Annotated in this window: 20 protein-coding genes and 1 other annotated feature; all 20 genes read left to right on the top strand. The window is 40.4% G+C overall.

The features are described from left to right. The first annotated feature begins 5 nt into the window (after window positions 1-5). The 20 genes from MHH33_RS11950 (at window position 6) to MHH33_RS11855 (ending at window position 18,896) form a co-directional block, all read left to right on the top strand. A complete protein-coding gene (locus MHH33_RS11950) occupies window positions 6-797 on the top strand; it encodes a cell division protein FtsQ/DivIB (protein WP_342541841.1) in 792 nt (263 codons plus the stop codon). Next, entirely contained in the window at window positions 778-1,494 is a 717-nt protein-coding gene (locus MHH33_RS11945; RefSeq protein WP_342541840.1) for a DUF881 domain-containing protein, read from the top strand. The genes MHH33_RS11950 and MHH33_RS11945 overlap by 20 nt, the downstream gene beginning before the upstream one ends. 219 nt (window positions 1,495-1,713) lie before the next feature. Then, window positions 1,714-2,433, top strand: a complete 720-nt coding sequence (locus MHH33_RS11940) for a DUF881 domain-containing protein (protein WP_342541839.1) — start codon at window positions 1,714-1,716, stop codon at window positions 2,431-2,433. Between the two features lie 3 nt (window positions 2,434-2,436). Then, window positions 2,437-2,793, top strand: a complete 357-nt coding sequence (locus MHH33_RS11935; protein ID WP_016427767.1) for a small basic family protein — start codon at window positions 2,437-2,439, stop codon at window positions 2,791-2,793. Window positions 2,794-2,904: 111 nt separating this feature from the next. Then, complete coding sequence (gene ftsA / locus MHH33_RS11930; protein ID WP_016427766.1) at window positions 2,905-4,197, top strand: cell division protein FtsA; 1,293 nt, start codon at window positions 2,905-2,907, stop codon at window positions 4,195-4,197. Window positions 4,198-4,236: 39 nt separating this feature from the next. Further along, complete coding sequence (gene ftsZ / locus MHH33_RS11925) at window positions 4,237-5,412, top strand: cell division protein FtsZ (RefSeq protein ID WP_016427765.1); 1,176 nt, start codon at window positions 4,237-4,239, stop codon at window positions 5,410-5,412. Between the two features lie 321 nt (window positions 5,413-5,733). Beyond that, a complete protein-coding gene (locus tag MHH33_RS11920) occupies window positions 5,734-6,564 on the top strand; it encodes a sigma-E processing peptidase SpoIIGA (RefSeq protein WP_342541838.1) in 831 nt (276 codons plus the stop codon). A gap of 19 nt (window positions 6,565-6,583) precedes the next feature. Then, window positions 6,584-7,291, top strand: coding sequence for an RNA polymerase sporulation sigma factor SigE (sigE, locus tag MHH33_RS11915; protein ID WP_016427763.1), 708 nt, complete (start codon window positions 6,584-6,586; stop codon window positions 7,289-7,291). Between the two features lie 95 nt (window positions 7,292-7,386). Further along, window positions 7,387-8,175, top strand: coding sequence for an RNA polymerase sporulation sigma factor SigG (sigG, locus tag MHH33_RS11910; protein WP_036659758.1), 789 nt, complete (start codon window positions 7,387-7,389; stop codon window positions 8,173-8,175). 84 nt (window positions 8,176-8,259) lie between these two features. Continuing rightward, complete coding sequence (locus tag MHH33_RS11905) at window positions 8,260-8,508, top strand: YlmC/YmxH family sporulation protein (protein ID WP_016427761.1); 249 nt, start codon at window positions 8,260-8,262, stop codon at window positions 8,506-8,508. A 74-nt stretch (window positions 8,509-8,582) separates the two neighbouring features. Next, entirely contained in the window at window positions 8,583-9,272 is a 690-nt protein-coding gene (locus tag MHH33_RS11900; RefSeq protein WP_342541837.1) for a YggS family pyridoxal phosphate-dependent enzyme, read from the top strand. After that, window positions 9,269-9,730: a cell division protein SepF gene (locus MHH33_RS11895; protein WP_016427759.1), complete on the top strand. Its 462-nt coding sequence runs from the start codon at window positions 9,269-9,271 to the stop codon at window positions 9,728-9,730. Before MHH33_RS11900 ends, MHH33_RS11895 begins: the two co-directional genes overlap by 4 nt. A gap of 20 nt (window positions 9,731-9,750) precedes the next feature. Next, the gene (locus MHH33_RS11890; protein ID WP_016427758.1) at window positions 9,751-10,011 is read left to right on the top strand and encodes a YggT family protein; all 261 of its coding nucleotides are present in this window, start codon (window positions 9,751-9,753) and stop codon (window positions 10,009-10,011) included. 54 nt (window positions 10,012-10,065) lie between these two features. Beyond that, window positions 10,066-10,854: an RNA-binding protein gene (locus MHH33_RS11885; protein WP_016427757.1), complete on the top strand. Its 789-nt coding sequence runs from the start codon at window positions 10,066-10,068 to the stop codon at window positions 10,852-10,854. 97 nt (window positions 10,855-10,951) lie between these two features. Continuing rightward, window positions 10,952-11,461, top strand: coding sequence for a DivIVA domain-containing protein (locus MHH33_RS11880; protein ID WP_016427756.1), 510 nt, complete (start codon window positions 10,952-10,954; stop codon window positions 11,459-11,461). A 121-nt stretch (window positions 11,462-11,582) separates the two neighbouring features. After that, window positions 11,583-11,806 (top strand) — a binding site (T-box leader). Window positions 11,807-11,890: 84 nt separating this feature from the next. Continuing rightward, window positions 11,891-14,653, top strand: a complete 2,763-nt coding sequence (gene ileS / locus MHH33_RS11875) for an isoleucine--tRNA ligase (protein ID WP_342541836.1) — start codon at window positions 11,891-11,893, stop codon at window positions 14,651-14,653. Window positions 14,654-15,316: 663 nt separating this feature from the next. Continuing rightward, window positions 15,317-15,802 (top strand): signal peptidase II, encoded by a 486-nt coding sequence (gene lspA / locus MHH33_RS11870; protein WP_342541835.1) that lies wholly within the window; start codon window positions 15,317-15,319, stop codon window positions 15,800-15,802. Then, window positions 15,803-16,729, top strand: coding sequence for an RluA family pseudouridine synthase (locus tag MHH33_RS11865; RefSeq protein ID WP_342541834.1), 927 nt, complete (start codon window positions 15,803-15,805; stop codon window positions 16,727-16,729). A 288-nt stretch (window positions 16,730-17,017) separates the two neighbouring features. Further along, a complete protein-coding gene (gene pyrR, locus MHH33_RS11860) occupies window positions 17,018-17,557 on the top strand; it encodes a bifunctional pyr operon transcriptional regulator/uracil phosphoribosyltransferase PyrR (RefSeq protein ID WP_016427752.1) in 540 nt (179 codons plus the stop codon). 19 nt (window positions 17,558-17,576) lie between these two features. Beyond that, window positions 17,577-18,896 carry a solute carrier family 23 protein gene (locus MHH33_RS11855; protein ID WP_342541833.1) on the top strand — a complete coding sequence of 440 codons (1,320 nt, stop codon included), beginning with the start codon at window positions 17,577-17,579 and terminating at the stop codon, window positions 18,894-18,896. Window positions 18,897-18,971 lie beyond the last annotated feature (75 nt).

Raw genomic sequence — 18,971 nt, 5'->3', positions numbered from 1 at the left:
ATAACGTGGATAAAATTATCGACATTGAAGACCGTATACCGACGCTGAGAGAGCGCAGAAAAAAGAGAACAAATCGCAAGTTCACGTTATTGCTCGTCTTTTTCCTATTAACTTTACTTGGTCTCCTCTATTTTCAATCTCCGTATAGTCACGTTCAAACCATTGTCGTGAAAGGGTCTAATTTAGCGACAAGTGACGAATATATTGATCGAAGTGGTATTCAAAAAGGACAATCTATGTGGGAAATCCGGACAAGTAATGCCGAAGAAATTTTACAAAAAAATGAATGGATTCAAGATGTCACAGTTAAGCGAAGCGGTTTAACGGCGGTAACAATTGAATTAAAAGAGTGGAAAAAAGCAGCCTATTTACAAACTGAAGATGGCTTTGATTTGGTACTTGAAAATGGAACTGTGTATCATACCTCTGAAAACATGGCGCCGGTCGATGCACCTGTATTAAGTGCGTTTGATAATCCAAAAGCATTGACTCGTATGGTGAAGGAACTTGCCAAATTAAACGGTGAAGTTTTGTCTATGATTTCACAGATAGAATCTGTTCCATCTAAGGCAGACCCTTACCGCATTCGATTATTTATGAATGACGGATTTGAAGTTAGGGCCGTAATTCCGTCATTTGCCGAAAAAATGAATTATTATCCATCAATCATTGCACAAATCGGTGAATCTGAAAAAGGTGTCATTGACATAGAAGTGGGATCCTTCTTCCAGACATATGTAGATATGTATAATCCACAGCCAAAGGAGGAGGAGGAAGTTGAAAAAACTCCAGAATAAGCCTAATCGTTCGGTTGTGAACAAACGCATTATTTTTTCTTTAGTGTGTCTAGTGCTAGGCTTTATTTTATCCTATTCCTATAGTCTATCGAGCAGTAAAAAGATGAGCGGAGATCCTACCAGTAGCAAGTATTTTGAACATGAGGAACGCTACAGGGAAGACCTTATTCAGCAAAAAGAACGAAATAAAGAGTTGGAAACAGAATTAGTGGCTAGACAACAACAAGTTCGCGAGATTGAAAAATCACTGTCAGGAAGTGAAGAGCAGTACGAGAGTCTGATAAATGAAGCGGAAGATTTACGATTACTTCTAGGAATTCTTCCTTCCACAGGTGAAGGAGTAATAGTTCAACTTGAAGATGCCGAGTACGATCCAGCTTCAGTCAATCCAAATGACTATATTGTTCACGAAAGTCATGTATTCCAGGTGCTGAATGAACTGAAAATATCTGGAGCACAAGCAATAGCTATCAATGGACAAAGATTGCAAGCCAATTCGTACATAAAATGCAACGGTCCGGTCATAACGATTGATGGAAAACAGTTCCCTGCTCCATTCGTTATTGAGGCAATAGGTGATCCAACTGTATTAATGCCATCATTGAAACTCACTGGTGGTGTGCTGGATCAATTGCTTAATGATAATATTGTGGTAACAATCGAAGAAAAATCAAAAATACAAATGCCAGCGTTATAAGAAAAGCGGAAAGCGCCACTCTAGCCTGACTCCGGCGCTGGAAGACCCGATTCGAAAGCTTGCTTTCGCATGAGGGTCTGAAGCTTAGGAGCAGGCTGGCGTTTGGAGCTAGACCTAGAAAAGCGGAAAGCGCCACTCTAGTACACCACCGCTACTTTTAGAATGGCATGGACAAGCAAGTATGGACAACCTCTTTACATGAAAGGAAGGAGCGGTTCAATGAAACAAGGTGTTTATGTCCGCTTCACGTTTATCTTATTAATTGTAGGTTTTATGGTTGCGGTACAATACAATACGGTACAAAAACCAGAATCACGGGATACACGTGATATTTGGGAAATCAGGCAAGAGCTGTCGGCAGAAAAACAACTGCATTCAGAGCTTTTGTCAGAAATTAGAGATGTTAATGAAACCATCACAAAGTATGAAAATTTGCAGTCCGAGAGCCCTGCGCAAGCATTGAACGAAACGCTTGAAACGTTAAGAGCAAAAGCTGGTTTGACTGTAGTGACAGGACCTGGATTGGAACTGGTGATTGAACCTTCTTTGGAAGGAATTGCACTTGGTGACAATGTAACGGGTATCTCACCAGATTTACTCGCTCGCTTGCTAAATGAAATTAACCGTTTTAACGGGCATGCTGTTTCAATCGATGGGAAACGCATTATTCATTCCTCACCAATCAGGGATATTAATGGGCAGACGACAGTTAATAGTTTAAATGTCAGAACTCCGCCATTTAAAATTAGAATTGGAACGGAGACCATGGAAGATGCTGAAAAGCTATACAACCATCTACAATCTTCTATGATTGCGGACGACTTCTTTATCGATAATCTGACTTTAAAGATAGGCGAACCAAAAGAGCAAATAAGTATTCCAGCTTATGACCAGCCCATTGAAAATGACTACTTGAAAAATACATCGAAAGGGGACTAACATATGTGGCTACCATTACTAGGATTAATCTTGGGTATATCTCTCGGATTACTAACTGATATTCAAATCCCTTCGGTGTATGAAAACTATTTATCAATAGCAGTTTTAGCAGCGCTTGATACATTGTTTGGAGGTATTCGAGCACAACTTCAACATGTATATGATGACAAAGTGTTCGTATCTGGATTTTTCTTCAATATTGCGCTAGCTGCGGGACTAGCTTTTCTTGGCGTACATTTAGGCGTTGACTTGTATTTGGCAGCTATTTTCGCTTTTGGAGTAAGACTATTCCAAAATATAGCAGTGATTCGACGGATATTATTGACAAGATGGACGGAAAGAAAAGGGACTATTGACTAAAAAACAGTCGAATAGAAGGAAAATTTACAACTTTTGACGATTTTACTTAGACAAGCTTGATAGAATGCAATAGAATGATGAGTAAAGAGTTGTTGAAGGAGGTGCCACGGATTGAATCAGACAGAATTATATGTTTCTCTCGATATTGGTTCTTCATCAATTAAGGTCCTTATCGGAGAGATGACGAACGGTTCCCTAAACGTTATTGGCGTTGGGAATGTAAAATCAAACGGAATTAGAAAAGGTGCAATTGTCGATATTGATGCGACCGTGCAGTCCATTAAAAAAGCAATCGACCAAGCTGAACGAATGATCGGAATGTCTATAAACGAAGTCGTGTTAGGAATTCCTGCAAATCAAGCCATGTTGCATCAAGTTAAAGGCGTGGTGGCAGTTAATAGTGAGAATCGTGAAATTACCGATGATGATTTAGATCGCGTGATAGACTCGGCCCAAGTTATGTCGATTCCGCCTGAAAGAGAATTAGTCAATTTAGTACCCAAACAATTTATTGTGGATCATCTGGATGAAATTAAAGATCCTCGCGGCATGATTGGTATTCGTCTAGAAATGGATGGAACAATGATGACGACATCAAAAACGATTTTACATAATGTTTTACGTTGTGTGGAGCGTGCGGGTCTTCAAATCCGTGAAATATATTTGCAACCACTCGCTTCTGGCTATTTTGCATTATCAGAAGATGAAAAAAATCATGGAACCGCATTCATTGATATTGGTGGCGGTTCAACTACGATTGCTGTCTTCCAAGATGGTCATTTAACACACACATCCGTATTGCCGGTCGGTGGGGATCATTTAACTAAAGATTTATCTATTGTCTTGAAAACACCAACTGAACAAGCGGAAAAAATTAAACATCAATATGGACATGCCTTTTATGATGATGCATCTGACGATGAATTGTTTGAAGTTCCTGTGATTGGTGCAGAAATGAAAGAACAATATAGTCAAAGATACATATCTGAGATTATTGGCGTTCGTTTAGAAGAGTTATTTGAATTAGTCTTAGAAGAATTCTATCGTATGGGTCTTCAAGATTTACCTGGTGGAGTGGTCATTACGGGTGGGGTTGCAAAATTAGAAGGGCTTTCCCAATTGGCTCGCCATATTTTGCAAACTCGCGTCAGACTTTATACACCTGAGTATATCGGAGTACGTGAACCGGGTTACGCTACAGCAGTCGGGTTAATACGCTACGCTTATATGGAAGATCAATTCTTTAACCGATTCGGTGGAAACAGTGCGTTAGGGCAACCAAAAAAACCTGAACAACATTCACCAGCTCCCAAAAAACAAAAACAGCAAACACAGACAAAAGAAGAAGACAAAGAAGGCGTGATGGGGAAAGCTCGCAAATTCCTCGATAAATTTTTCGAATAATAAACTTAGAGACTATTTGTAATTGAAGGAGGAAATGTGATGTTGGAGTTTGATACAAGTGTAGACCAACTTGCCGTCATCAAAGTCATTGGTGTCGGTGGTGGCGGAAATAACGCTGTAAACCGTATGATTGAACACGGAGTTAAAGGTGTAGAATTTATTGCAGTCAATACAGATGCACAAGCATTGAATTTATCAAAAGCAGAAGTGAAGTTACAAATCGGCGCGAAATTGACGCGTGGACTTGGTGCAGGAGCGAACCCTGAAGTAGGTAAAAAAGCTGCTGAAGAAAGCAAAGAACAAATCGAAGAAGCTTTACGTGGTGCTGATATGGTTTTCGTTACTGCTGGTATGGGTGGCGGAACTGGAACAGGTGCTGCACCTGTAATTGCACAAATTGCACGTGAAATTGGTGCTTTGACGGTAGGTGTTGTAACTCGTCCATTCACATTTGAAGGTCGTAAGCGTTCTACTCAGGCAATTGGCGGTATCGGATCGATGAAGGAAGCGGTTGATACATTAATCGTAATTCCTAATGACCGATTACTTGAAATTGTTGATAAAAACACACCGATGTTGGAAGCATTCCGTGAAGCGGATAACGTTCTTCGTCAAGGTGTACAAGGTATTTCGGATTTGATTGCCGTACCTGGTTTAATTAACTTGGACTTTGCTGACGTTAAAACTATAATGTCAAACAAAGGTTCTGCGCTTATGGGTATCGGTATTTCTTCTGGTGAAAACCGTGCTGCTGAAGCTGCGAAGAAGGCCATTTCAAGTCCTCTTCTTGAAACATCAATTGACGGAGCTAAGGGTGTTTTAATGAACATCACTGGCGGTTCAAACTTAAGCTTATTTGAAGTTCAAGAAGCGGCTGATATCGTTGCATCTGCGTCTGATGAAGATGTTAATATGATTTTCGGTTCTGTAATCAATGATAATTTGAAAGATGAAATTATCGTAACAGTAATTGCTACTGGATTTAACGAAGAACAAATTACTCATCGTACAACAAGAAGCGGTGGATTTGGTGCAGGGCGTGCTCAACAAGCTCAAGCTCCTCAACAACCACAACATGTTCCAACTCGTGAATCTAGACGTGAGGAAGCACCTTCTTACCAACAAGAAGCACCAAGAAGAGAGCAACAAACTTCACATCAAGAAGATACGTTAGATATTCCTACGTTCTTGCGCAACCGTCAAAAGAGAAACTAAGTTAGAAAAGTGAAAAGCGCTAATCTAGCTCGACGCTGACGGTGGAAAGTCCGAATCGAAAACCTGTTTTCGCATGATTTTAGGTAGGAAGGCTAATGGCCCGACATCGTGTCGGGACGCCTTCCTGACCCACATCCTGTTGGCCCAAGCGGAAGTGCGAGCTGGCGCTTGTAACTAGACATAACAAAAGAAGCCCAACTTAAGTAGCTTAAATTGCTACTTAAGTTGGGCTTTTTTTGTCGTAGATTTTTTTAATAGAGATACAAGAACTGACATGTTTTGCGACGGACAAGTGATACCTTATTTGTAGGAGGTGAGAAAATGTATGCTGAAGTCTTGATCTCGATTAATACACTCATTAATTTTTCATTACTTTCCTTTTCAAACAAAATGGGTTCGTTTCATCAAAAGTCTTGGCGATTATGGCTCAGTGCATTTATTGGTGGTGTAAGTGTTGTTCTGTTTGGTGGTAGTTTCCTTTCAATCGTTGCAACCTTTGTAGTTATGACGACAATTGCTTTTGGAATGAATCGCACCAATTGGATACTGGCAGCAACAAATACTTTAATTGGGGCTTTGTTTGCCGGTGGTCTACTGACATTCATACAGCCACTTTTAGCCAATGCCAGCTGGTATGTAGTCTTGATGGTTGCAGGTAGTGTGTTGGTGTTTAGTTTAATGGGTGTCAGAAAAAATTGGTTCCGTGTCAATCTGACGGCCTTGAAAGATTCGTATGTCGGTCAAGTGACCATTCGCTTGTTTCAACAAGAATTTCAACTCACCTCATATTCAGACACTGGCAACCAATGCATAGAACCGTTGTCAGGCAATCCTGTTCATTTTATTTCTGCAGAAAAAATGAAATCATACCTCCCAATGGATTTGTGGCAGTATCTTTACGATTTTGAAGGAAGTTCATCTGAAAATTTTAAAAATGTTCCCTTATCATTTCGCTCTCAATTGCGATTGATTCGTCTCCAGACTGTTCAAAATGAATCGACATGGGCAATTGGCATTAAAGTTGATCATATCCGTTTGAAAGCAAAAACTGAGCAATCATTGGCGCCGTGTTATATCGTTCTGACTAAAAACAGCAAACATTTTCCACGTCAAACAGATGTTATTTTGCATGCTTCAACATTATTCAGCTAATCATGGGAGGGCGAATGCTATGTTAATGAAAATTTGGAACAGACTGATCGAGCTATGGAGTCGATGGCGTAGTAAAGGAACATACTATATTGGCGGTAGTGAGTCATTGCCACATCCAATGAATCGTGAAGAAGAAGCAAAAACGATTGATGCGTTTATGAATGGCAGTCTTTCTGCTCGTGACACGTTGATTGAGCGTAATTTGAGGCTTGTTGTCTATATTGCACGACGTTTCGAAAATACTGGTACACATATTGAAGATTTAATCAGCATTGGTTCGATTGGACTTATTAAAGCGATTGAAACATTCAATACAGAAAAGAAAATTAAACTTGCCACATATGCTTCACGTTGTATTGAAAATGAAATTCTGATGCATCTTCGAAAAACGAGCAGATTAAAATCTGAAGTTTCTTTTGACGAACCATTAAACTCGGATGCTGATGGCAACGAATTGTTACTTTCGGATATTTTAGGCACTGACGAACATATTATTGCAGAAGACGTTGAGAAAAAGATTGAACGTCAATTTATGTTTTCTGCAATTGATTTATTAGAAAAGAGGGAAAAATATATTATGGAATGTCGTTTCGGATTAAATGGTCAAGAAGAAATGACTCAAAAAGAAGTTGCAGATATGCTTGGGATATCTCAGTCTTATATTTCCCGATTGGAAAAGAAAATTATTCATGATTTGAGAGAAGAATTAAATCAACCAACAGCTTAATGGATGAAATTGGACGTATTGCAAAACGCATAGTTTCTTTCGAGGCGGACACACTGATATGTATCACAGTGTTAAACAGTTCGGAGGAAAAAGCGATGGTACGTACAAAAGTCGAATTATGTGGTGTAGATACGTCAAAGCTACCTGTTTTATCAAACGAAGTGATGACACAAACTTTTATAAGGTTTCAAAGTGGAGATGAATTAGCAAGAGAAGAGCTTGTGATGGGTAACTTACGATTGGTCCTCAGTTTAGTCCAGCGTTTTGCCTACAGAGGAGAACAAGCTGATGACTTGTTTCAAGTGGGCTGTATTGGCCTGATCAAATCAATTGAAAACTTTGATTTAAAACACAATGTGCGTTTTTCAACGTATGCAGTGCCTATGATAATTGGAGAAATCAGAAGACATTTGCGTGATCATCATCCGGTACGTGTATCAAGGTCTTTGCGAGATATTGCATATAAGTCAATGAAAGCCAAAGAGCAGTATATCGCAGAACATTTACATGAACCCACTTTACAGCAGTTGTCAGAGATGATTGATATTCCTCATGAAGATATTCTATTTGCTTTGGATGCCATTCAAGAACCCATTTCGTTGCAGGAGCCAATTTATCACGACGGGGGAGACCCGGTATTCATGCTCGATCAGTTAAAAGATGAGCAAGTGTCAGAAGAATCCTGGTCCACTTATGTTTTTATGAAAGAAAGCATAAGCAAGCTAGACATTCGGGAGCAAAAAATATTAGCTAAACGTTATTATTATGGTGAAACCCAAACTGAAATCGCTAAAGAATTGGGAATTTCCCAGGCTCAGATTTCAAGGTTGGAGAAACACGCCATCCGTGTCATAAAAGAAGAGTACAACATTGATTACAGATGAATCAATAAAGCTTTTATTCCTTTTCTGGAATAAAAGCTTTATTTTTTGTTTATGAACATAAACTGTAGAAAGGGGGAATGACCGTTGAAATTTACTGATATCCAACAGAAGGAATTTATTGAGGCAAGTGATGGCCGCATGCTCGGCTTCGTTAATGACGCCAGAATTTCAAAAGAAAATGGAACGATTGAATCTTTTTTCCTGGCAGAACCGAAAAAGATGCTAGAATTGTTTTCAGGCAATCGTCCAACAATTGTTATCAGATTATCAGATATTAAAGTCATTGGTAAAGATGTTGTCATCGTTCAGTCCAGAGGTTCTGAACAGGGATAAGCATTGAATATTCAACGCTTGATTGGTACAATATATAGACAATACCCATATCAAAAAGTTAGGAACTTCTAAAAATGCCAATACAGCGTAAACTTCAACAAATACAACAGCAAATCAGTCAGGCATGTGCTCGTGCCAATCGTTCTATCAACGATGTTCATATTATAGCAGTCACTAAATCTGTTACTGTAGAGAGAACGCAGGAAGCCCTATATGCAGGACTTACTCATCTTGGAGAAAATCGTCCGGAGGGTTTGCTGGCAAAACAAGCTGGAATTGACACGCCCGCAATCTGGCATTATATCGGCTCATTACAAACACGCAAAGTTAAGCAAGTCATAAACAATGTTCAGGTTTTGCACTCATTGGATCGAATGAGCCTAGCTGACGAAATTCAAAAAAGGGTAACCCAAAAGATTGATTGCTTTGTTCAGGTCAATGTTTCCGGTGAACAAGCTAAGCATGGAATTGAATTGAAGGATGTTCATTCATTCATTGAATCTTTAAGTGACCATCATCAAATACGCATCATTGGATTAATGACTATGGCACCAAATACGTCTGATGAACAAGTGATTCGCAATGTCTTTAAATCTCTCAAGGACATGCAAATGAATATAGCCAGCAAAGGCTATGTACATGCACCTTGTACAGAATTATCTATGGGCATGTCGAATGATTTTGAAATCGCAATAGAAGAAGGCGCCACATACGTCCGAATCGGTACAGCACTAGTCGGAGATGAAAGTGAGGATCTTACATGAGTATGAAAAATAAATTCAAAAACTTTTTTTACTTAGATGAAGAAGAAGAAATTCCAACAACGAATGAACGCAGAAAAGAGTCTCAGCCAATGCCTCAACCGACTGTTCGCAAAACGACAAAGGAAAGAAGAGTTGTGCAAGCAGAGTCAAATACAACGCCAAACATTGTGAGCCTCCAAAACTTACAAAAATCTTCAAAAGTAATCTTGGTGGAACCACGGGTGTATGCTGAAGCACAAGATATTTCGGAGCATTTGAAAAACAAACGTGCAGTTGTGGTCAATTTACAACGTATCGATAAAGATCAGGGAATTCGGATTGTGGATTTTTTAAGTGGAACCGTGTATGCTTTAGGCGGAGATATTCAGCGAATTGGCACCGATATTTTCTTGTGTGCACCCGATACCGTTGAAGTGGCTGGAGCCATTTCCGACTACTTTTATGATGACATACAATAATTGAGGTGTAATTAGTTCTTATGGATTTTGTAATTTATATACTTAATGAAGCAATTTATGTGTATTCAATTTTACTGATCATCTATATTTTCATGTCTTGGGTACCAAGTGTGAAAGAATCGAGTATCGGTCGGATGTTTGAAAAAATATGCGAACCGTACTTAGAAGTGTTCAGACGCTTTATCCCGCCTTTTGGAATGATTGATGTATCGCCAATTGTGGCTATACTTGTTTTAAACCTCGCACGTGGAGGATTGGCAACTTTAAGTGGACTTGTCTAACAGATTGCCTCACTTTCGTGGGGCTTTTTTTGACCATTGAAAGGAAGAGCAAAGATGGAACAAGTTTTGCAACATTTCCGTAAAGACGAACAATCATTTATCGAACAAGTCAGCGGATGGCTTAGGGAGACACAGGATCGCTATGCGCCAAAGTTGACTGATTTTTTAGATCCAAGACAGCAATTTATCGTACATGCCCTTATCGGTCAGAATGGAGATGTGTTAACGACGGCTTTTGGTGAATTTCCGGAAGCTGAAAGAAAACGTATGCTTATTTCCCCTTCATATTTCGCTGCGACTGATGATGACTATGACATCACAATGTTTTCGATTAAATACCCTTCGAAATTCATCAACATTGAGCACCCCGATGTTTTAGGCTCCCTTATGTCATTAGGATTGGATCGATCAAAATTCGGAGATATTCGCGTTGACGACAATCGAATTGAATTTGCGGTAGCTTCGGAAGTTGCAGATTTTGTGCGGATGCATCTTACCTCCATTGGCAAAGCCAAAGTTCATGTTGAAGAACTACAACCTGATCATTCCTATTTAGAAAACCAGGATGTTTGGGTGGAGGAAACGCATACGGTAAGCTCAATGCGAATTGATACCATAATCGCTTCTCTATTTAATGTTTCCAGACAGAAAGCATCGCTGTTGGTTCATGGCGGAAAAGTGAAAGTGAACTGGACTGTTCGCGAACAACCATCATTTGAACTGCATGAATCCGATTTGCTATCTATTAGGGGCTATGGGAGAATTCGGATTGGCATGATTGAAGGACGTACAAAGAAAGACAAAATACGACTACAAATAGGGCGAATCGAACAAAATTCGTGAAATATATTCAAGAAAATTCGAATTATTGATGTCATCAACCACAATGAACGGTATAATAGTGGGAAATGATGCAGTAAGTAAAGGGGAGATTTTTGAAATGCCGCTATCACCACTAGATATTCATAACAAAGAGTTTGGTCGGGGGTTCCGAGGCTATAATGAAGATGAAGTCAACGAATTTTTGGACCAAGTGATTAAAGATTTCGAACTTCTAATCAAAGATAAAAAAGAATTGGAAGAGAAATTGAAGTCGTCAAGTGAGCGAGTTGGCCATTTCACAACTATTGAAATGACACTTCAGAAGTCAATCGTGGTTGCACAAGAAGCTGCAGAAGAAGTACGTCGAAACTCTCAAAAAGAAGCAAAGTTAATTGTTAAAGAAGCTGAGAAAAATGCGGACCGTATCGTAAATGAAGCGTTGACGAAAGCTCGCCGCATTGCCCTCGAGATCGAAGATTTGAAAAAGCAATCAAAAGTTTTCCGTAACCGTTTCAAAATGTTGGTGGAAGCACAACTTGATTTAATTAACACTGATGATTGGGATCACTTGATGCAATATGAAGTGGACACAACTCAGCTGGAAAGAATGGATTCAAAAGAAGACTAAGCACAGCTTGACGATTATGGAATCATTCCCTATAATATCTACATATTATAAGAAAAGCGAAGAACGTCTATATAGCAGGCGTTTGTAGCTAGACATAGTGAAACTATACACATTATTTTATATTAATACGCTGAAAGAGACAGTAGTTTGAAAGCACAGAAAAGCGATCCGGGGATGGTGGAAGCCCGGACAGGCGGCAATCAAATGAAAATCACTCTTGAGTAAAATCGCTGAACTTGATTTTGTAAGTGATTTCGGATTCACACCGTTAACGTGATCTAAGCTGGCAACTTCTTCATGTTGCAATTAGGGTGGTACCGCGAGTTATAACTTCTCGTCCCTTCATTGGGATGAGGAGTTTTTTTGTTTAGTTTAAGTTGATTGTCCCTGCAAGCATTGCGCTTGTCATATTAAAAGGAGGTTTTTTAATTGGAATATAAAAATACGTTATTGATGCCAAAAACTGAGTTCCCAATGCGCGGTGGTTTACCTACACGTGAACCGGCGATGCAAGAAAAATGGAATGAAATGAAACTTTATGAAAAAGTACTGGAGCGTACCAAAGACCGCCCGAGTTTCATTTTACATGACGGTCCTCCATATGCGAACGGCGATATTCACATGGGTCATGCTATGAACAAAGTGCTTAAAGACATGATTGTACGACACAAATCTATGACTGGTTATTATGCACCGTATGTTCCTGGTTGGGATACGCACGGTCTTCCGATTGAGCAAGCTTTAACGAATAAAGGTGTCAATCGCAAAGAAATGACTGTAGCAGAATTCCGGAACTTGTGTGAAACATATGCTTATGAACAAATTGACCGTCAACGTGAACAATTTAAACGTCTTGGTGTGCAAGGTGATTGGGAAAATCCATATGTGACATTGAAACCAGCGTATGAATCCCGTCAAATTGAAGTGTTCGGTGAAATGGCACGTAAAGGCTATATCTATAAAGGTTTAAAACCAGTTTATTGGTCTCCATCAAGTGAATCTGCTTTAGCAGAAGCTGAAATCGAATACCAGGACAAAAAATCTCCTTCTATCTACGTAAGTTTTGAAGTGACAGATGGTAAAGGCGTAGTTGCTGAAGGTACTAAAATTATTATTTGGACGACTACACCTTGGACAATTCCAGCTAATCTTGGAATTTCAGTCAATCCGGAATTCGACTATGTAATTGTGGAAGTTGAATCAACGCGCTACCTTGTAGCAAAAGCATTACTGGAGACGGTGGTAACTGCTCTTGAATGGGATTCTTATGAGATTGTTCAGACATTAAAAGGTGAACAAATGGATCGCATGGTAGCCAAACACCCTTTATATGATCGTGATTCGCTTGTAATGCTCGGGGACCATGTAACGGACGAGGGCGGTACTGGATGTGTTCATACAGCTCCTGGACACGGAGAAGAAGACTTCCAAGTTGGTAAAGCGTATGGACTTGAAGTACTTTCACCGATCGATGACCGTGGCGTATTGACTGCTGAAGCACCTGGCTTCGAAGGGTTATTCTATGATAAAGCCAATAAAGTTATCACAGAAGCTTTAGATGCTGTTGGTGCATTAGAAAAACTAACATTCTTTACACACTCTGCACCTCATGACTGGCGCACTAAAAAGCCGGTTATTTTCCGGGCAACAGCTCAATGGTTTGCTTCAGTTGAAGCATTCCGCGACCAATTATTAAAAGCAATTAAGGATACATCATTCACACCAGCATGGGGTGAGACTCGTCTCTTCAACATGGTCCGTGACCGTGGAGACTGGTGTATCTCACGACAACGTGTATGGGGTGTTCCAATCCCTGTCTTTTATGCGGAAGATGGAGAACCAATTTTAACGGAAGAAACGATTGCCCATGTTTCAAAATTGTTCCGTGAACACGGTTCAACGGTGTGGTTCGAACGTGAAGCGAAAGACTTGCTACCAGAAGGATTCACACACCCAAATAGTCCAAACGGTCGCTTCACAAAAGAAACGGATATTATGGATGTTTGGTTTGATTCAGGATCTTCTCACCAAGCTGTACTTGATGAGCGTGAAGATCTTTCATATCCAGCTGACTTATATTTGGAGGGATCGGATCAATATCGTGGATGGTTTAATTCCTCGTTAACGACAAGTGTTGCCATCAACGGCCACGCCCCGTACAAAGGATTATTGAGTCATGGTTTCACACTTGATGGAGAAGGACGCAAGATGAGTAAGTCGATCGGAAACGTAATCGACCCTGCTAAAGTCATGAATCAACTTGGTGCTGACATTCTTCGTCTATGGGTAGCATCTGTCGATTACACTGCAGACGTTCGCGTAACGGACTCGAATTTCAAGCAAGTTGCTGAAGTTTACCGTAAAATCCGTAATACCTTCCGTTTCCTTCATGGGAATGTATCGGACTTCAATCCACAGACCGATCGCGTTGCTTATGAAGATTTACGTGAAGTAGATCAATACATGTTCATGAAACTGCAAGATTTGATCGAAACAGTTCGCAAAGCTTATGACAAGTATGACTTCCCAAGCGTTTACCATGCTGTAAACAATTTTGTATCGTCTGATTTGAGCTCATTCTACTTGGATATTGCAAAAGATGTTGTTTATATCGAAGGTGAAGACAATTCACATCGACGTGCGATGCAAACTGTCATGTACGATACTTTGATCGCATTGTTGAAAGTGACAACACCAATTTTACCGCATACGACGGATGAGCTATGGGTCTTCATGACACAAGAAACAGAAGAAAGTGTACAACTGACTGACTTCCCTGAAGCGACAACTCATGATTCATTTGCAGGTTTACGTACGAAGTATCAACAATTGATGCTGGTTCGTGACGATGTATTGAAAGCTTTGGAAGAAGCGCGTAATGCTAAAGTTATCGGTAAGTCACTTGAAGCAAAAGTTACGCTTTATGTGAAAAAAGAATTAGTGGAAGCATTTGATGCAAGCAAAGTGGACTTTGCACAATTCTTTATCGTGTCGGACTTTACACTTGCAGGTTCAAAAGAAGATGCACCAGCGGATGCTTTAAACCTTGAAGTTTCTTCTGTTGTCGTTACTAAAGCACAAGGTGAAAAATGTGAACGATGCTGGACGATTTCTTCCAATGTGGGAGAAAACGAAAAACATCCAACATTATGTCCACGATGTGCAGGTGTAGTAGAAAAATATTACGTATAAAATATAGGAGGAGCTGGCTTTCGAACATAGCCGGACAAAGTAATCCTCCATTTGAAAGAGCTGCCCTTTTCGGGCAGCTCTCAGACTGTAGTGAATAAAACTGTATACTATTGAAATAGAGCCTATGCAAGAAAATGTTGATTTCCATTGCGGCGGACGCGTTTCGCGGGCACGGCTTCAGTCTCCTCGTCACTACGTTCCTGCGGGGTCTTCAGCTCGTGCTGTTCCCGCTGAAAAGATTGGGATTTGGTCCTAATCTTTGCGACGAGTAACCGCAGGAGCAGTTGTTTTCCGCCGCCTCCACTCCAATCAAAAGAAATTGCTTCTGTAAGCGTGTCTCTGCAAAATATATAAGTTTGGAAAGTGGTTGGCTATTTCTGAAGACTCCTGCGGAAAAACGAAACAAGTTAGACCCCACAGGCTCAGCTGTCATAGACAGCTGAGCCGAGGAGGCTAGCGTTTCGTCCGCGGAAAGCGAAAGAAATAGCCGACCACAATCTATTTCGATAGAGTGCAAAAAATAAGAACTCAATTTTTATACTTTTATATTAATTATTATTCTTTTGTCAACAAGCTAAGAGCTGCCCTTTTCGGGCAGCTCTTTCTGTCTGTTCATGTTATGTGTTAAACTAGCTAAGATACTTGCGTAACGGAGGAACATACGTGTACATTTTTTATTTAGTAGCAATTGCCGTTGTGGCGATTGATCAATGGACAAAATGGTTAGTTGTAAAAAATATGGAGCTAGGTGAACGAATTGTCTTAGTGGACCCTACATTTGCTTTACTTTCCCATCGCAATCGTGGAGCGGCGTGGGGAATGTTGGAAGGGCAGATGTGGCTATTTACAATCGTCACCATCGTCGTGGTCATTGGTATTTTGTATTACTTTCATAAAGAAGCAAAAGGAAAGCCATACTTTCAATTAAGTTTGATGGTTTTACTTGGTGGTACTCTTGGGAATTTTATTGATCGTGTGTTCCGTGGTGAAGTAGTGGATTTTGCAGACGTTCTTATCCCGGTCATAAATTATGAATTCCCGATTTTTAACGTTGCTGATGCAGCATTAACCATCGGCGTGATTATGCTCATCATCGTAATGTATTTTGAAGAAAAAGCAGAAAAAGCTGCAAAGAGAAAAGGTGAATAGATGGAAGATTTTACGTATAAGATTTCAGAACAACAAAAAGGTGAACGAATCGATAAAGCATTGGCAACACTTGAAGCGGATTGGTCTCGCAGTCAAATTCAAATTTGGCTGAAAGATGGAGCGGTTTTGGTCAACGGCGAATCAGCAAAATCGAATTACAAAGTAAAACCAAATGATGTTATTAATGTTACTGTACCGGATGCAGAAATTCTGGATATCGAAGCAGAAGACTTAAACCTTGAAATCGTTTATGAAGATGAAGATGTTTTAGTGGTGAATAAACCACGCGGCATGGTCGTACATCCTGCTCCTGGCCATACTTCGGGGACACTTGTAAATGGTTTGATGTATCAAGTGAAGGATTTGTCGGGTATTAATGGTGTTATGCGTCCAGGTATTGTACACCGTATCGACAAAGATACTTCAGGCTTATTAATGGTTGCAAAAAATGATAAAGCGCATGAATCATTAGTAGATCAATTGGTGAAAAAGACAGTTACTCGAAAATACACAGCTTTAGTCCATGGGCATATTCCACATGACAAAGGAACTGTTGATGCACCAATCGGACGTGATGCACGTGATCGTCAAAGCATGGCTGTCATTGATAAAGGTAAACATGCCGTAACGCATTTCCGTGTTTTGGAACGCTTTGGCAACTTCACATTGGTTGAGTGTCGTCTGGAAACAGGCCGTACACATCAGATTCGTGTGCATATGAAATACATTGGTTTCCCGCTTGCAGGTGACCCTAAGTATGGACCGAAAAAAACGATTGATTTTGACGGTCAAGCGTTGCATGCCGGGGTTCTAGGTTTCATTCATCCTCGTACGGAAGAGTACTTGGAATTTGAAGCGCCGTTGCCTGCAGAGTTCCAGGCTTTGCTAGAAGAAATGAAATCAGATGTTGACAGCAAAGAAAAGTAAATCTATACTTATAAAAGATAGAGCGCAATTCAAAGCTCATACTCGAAATTCCTAAACAATACAAAATTTAATAGAACACCTTTAAAAACAGTCCAGAGAGGCTGAGAAGGTAACAGTGAACGTATAAAAACACATGCTGTGTGTTATTATACGCCTAATTTTCTGCATTCACACCCTCTCATCCATTTTCGGACGAGAGGGTTTTTATTTTGCGAAAAATAATGACTAGCTACAAGCGGCAGCCCGAGAATGACGCTTTACGCTTTTCTAATTAAAGGAGAATCTGCAATGGTTGAAAAAGCGAATATTTTGGATGAACAAGCAATTAACCGTGCATTGACACGGATTGCTCATGAAATTATTGAACGCAACAAAGGTATAGAGAATTGCATTCTCGTCGGAATCAAAACTAGAGGCGCTTATTTAGCGAATCGGCTGGCTGCCAAAATTGAAAAAATTGAAGGAAAGTCAATCAAAGCAGGCGAGCTGGATATTACCTTATACAGAGACGACCTATCCATGAAAACTGAAAACAAAGAGCCACTCGTTCAACAAGTGGATATTCAACATGTTGTGACCAACCAGAAAGTGATTTTGGTTGATGACGTTTTGTATACTGGCCGAACAGTAAGAGCCGCAATGGATGCGGTCATGGATTTGGGAAGACCATCACAAATTCAATTGGCAGTCTTAATCGATCGGGGTCATCGGGAATTGCCAGTACGCGCAGACTATGTCGGGAAAAATATCCCGACGGCAAGCTTGGAAAGAATCGTGGTCCGTTTGCAGGAAACAGATCATGAAGACAGTGTAACAATTTACGAATAGATGATTGGAGGAGAATGGGATGGCAAACACACAAACAGTTTTGGACATACATGATAGGCCTTCAGCAGGTAAGTTGACAACACTAAGTATCCAACATATGTTCGCCATGTTTGGGGCGACAATACTGGTTCCACAATTGGTTGGTCTAAGTCCAGCGATTGCGTTATTGACTAGCGGTATTGCGACACTGATCTTTATGTTTGTAACGAAATTTCAAGTTCCAGCTTATCTAGGTTCTTCATTTGCCTTCATCTTACCGATTCAAATGGCTACAAAGGAAGGTGGAATCGGAAGTGCCATGGTTGGCAGTCTATTCGTCGCAATCGTCTACTTTATCGTGTCTTTGATAATTTGGAAAACAGGCTATAAATGGATTATGAAAATTTTACCGCCAATCGTGGTTGCGCCCGTGATCATAGTTATCGGCTTGGCATTATCTCCTGTTGCCATCGATATGGCGATGAACATAGATCCGGATTTGGACGGAATAAAAGAATACAGCATGTTGCACTTCTCTGCTGCTTTGGTGACATTGGCTGCAGCCGTTGTCGCGACATTGTTCTTCAGAGGAATCATCAGCTTAATGCCGGTTCTAATCGGAATCATCGTTGGATACGTGTACTCCTTGATTATCGGTATTGTCAACTTCGAACCAGTAACAAAAGCAAACTGGTTGTCAGCTCCTGAATTCCTGATTCCCGGAGTACACTATGAATTTATCATCACACCGACATTGCTTTGGTTGATGGTACCAATCGCGATTGTGACCATTTCAGAACATATCGGTCATCAATTGGTTTTAGGGAAAATCGTAAACCGCAATTACATAAAAGAGCCAGGACTTCATCGTTCATTGCTCGGTGACGGTCTTGGTACTTTCATCAGCGGTCTGTTGGGAGGACCTCCGAAAACAACCTACGGTGAAAACATCGGAGTGCTAGCGATTACCCGAGTATACAGCGTGTATGTCATTGGGGGAGCGGCTATTCTTGCTATCGTCTTTTCATTCTTCGGCAAAGTCATGGCACTCATTGCAACGATTCCAACTCCAGTGCTTGGCGGAATTTCGATTTTGCTCTTCGGGATTATTGCGTCCTCAGGCCTGCGTATGTTGGTTGATAACAAGATTGATTTTGGAGACAAGCGTAACTTGGTCATTTCATCCATCATCCTGGTAATCGGGATTGGAGGAGCGAAATTACACTTCACCGAAACGTTTGAAGTCGGTGGAATGGCATTGGCTGCCTTGGTGGGTGTTCTACTAAATTTAGTGCTACCAGGTAAACCGCAAGAAGCCATCGATTCATTGGAAGATAAATCAAATACAACATCCTTTTAATACCTAGTCCAGAGAGGCAGGAAAAGGGAAACCAACTGGTAGAGCTCCGTGACAACATGGATCTTTGCTTGAAGG

The organism is Paenisporosarcina sp. FSL H8-0542 (genome assembly GCF_038632915.1).
In the GTDB taxonomy this organism is placed as follows: Bacteria; Bacillota; Bacilli; order Bacillales_A; family Planococcaceae; genus Paenisporosarcina.
Note: the sequence above shows the minus strand (reverse complement) of the source record. Positions and strands in the feature narration are given on the sequence as shown.

What these genes read in the sequence shown, in the direction of transcription:
- ftsZ (WP_016427765.1), top strand. Translation starts at nt 4,237, where the DNA reads ATGTTGGAGTTTGATACAAGTGTAGACCAACTTGCCGTCATCAAAGTC.
- MHH33_RS11935 (WP_016427767.1), top strand. Translation starts at nt 2,437, where the DNA reads ATGTGGCTACCATTACTAGGATTAATCTTGGGTATATCTCTCGGATTA.
- MHH33_RS11920 (WP_342541838.1), top strand. Translation starts at nt 5,734, where the DNA reads ATGTATGCTGAAGTCTTGATCTCGATTAATACACTCATTAATTTTTCA.
- MHH33_RS11880 (WP_016427756.1), top strand. Translation starts at nt 10,952, where the DNA reads ATGCCGCTATCACCACTAGATATTCATAACAAAGAGTTTGGTCGGGGG.
- MHH33_RS11940 (WP_342541839.1), top strand. Translation starts at nt 1,714, where the DNA reads ATGAAACAAGGTGTTTATGTCCGCTTCACGTTTATCTTATTAATTGTA.
- MHH33_RS11885 (WP_016427757.1), top strand. Translation starts at nt 10,066, where the DNA reads ATGGAACAAGTTTTGCAACATTTCCGTAAAGACGAACAATCATTTATC.
- pyrR (WP_016427752.1), top strand. Translation starts at nt 17,018, where the DNA reads ATGGTTGAAAAAGCGAATATTTTGGATGAACAAGCAATTAACCGTGCA.
- MHH33_RS11865 (WP_342541834.1), top strand. Translation starts at nt 15,803, where the DNA reads ATGGAAGATTTTACGTATAAGATTTCAGAACAACAAAAAGGTGAACGA.
- MHH33_RS11900 (WP_342541837.1), top strand. Translation starts at nt 8,583, where the DNA reads ATGCCAATACAGCGTAAACTTCAACAAATACAACAGCAAATCAGTCAG.
- MHH33_RS11890 (WP_016427758.1), top strand. Translation starts at nt 9,751, where the DNA reads ATGGATTTTGTAATTTATATACTTAATGAAGCAATTTATGTGTATTCA.
- MHH33_RS11895 (WP_016427759.1), top strand. Translation starts at nt 9,269, where the DNA reads ATGAGTATGAAAAATAAATTCAAAAACTTTTTTTACTTAGATGAAGAA.
- sigG (WP_036659758.1), top strand. Translation starts at nt 7,387, where the DNA reads ATGGTACGTACAAAAGTCGAATTATGTGGTGTAGATACGTCAAAGCTA.
- sigE (WP_016427763.1), top strand. Translation starts at nt 6,584, where the DNA reads ATGTTAATGAAAATTTGGAACAGACTGATCGAGCTATGGAGTCGATGG.
- MHH33_RS11855 (WP_342541833.1), top strand. Translation starts at nt 17,577, where the DNA reads ATGGCAAACACACAAACAGTTTTGGACATACATGATAGGCCTTCAGCA.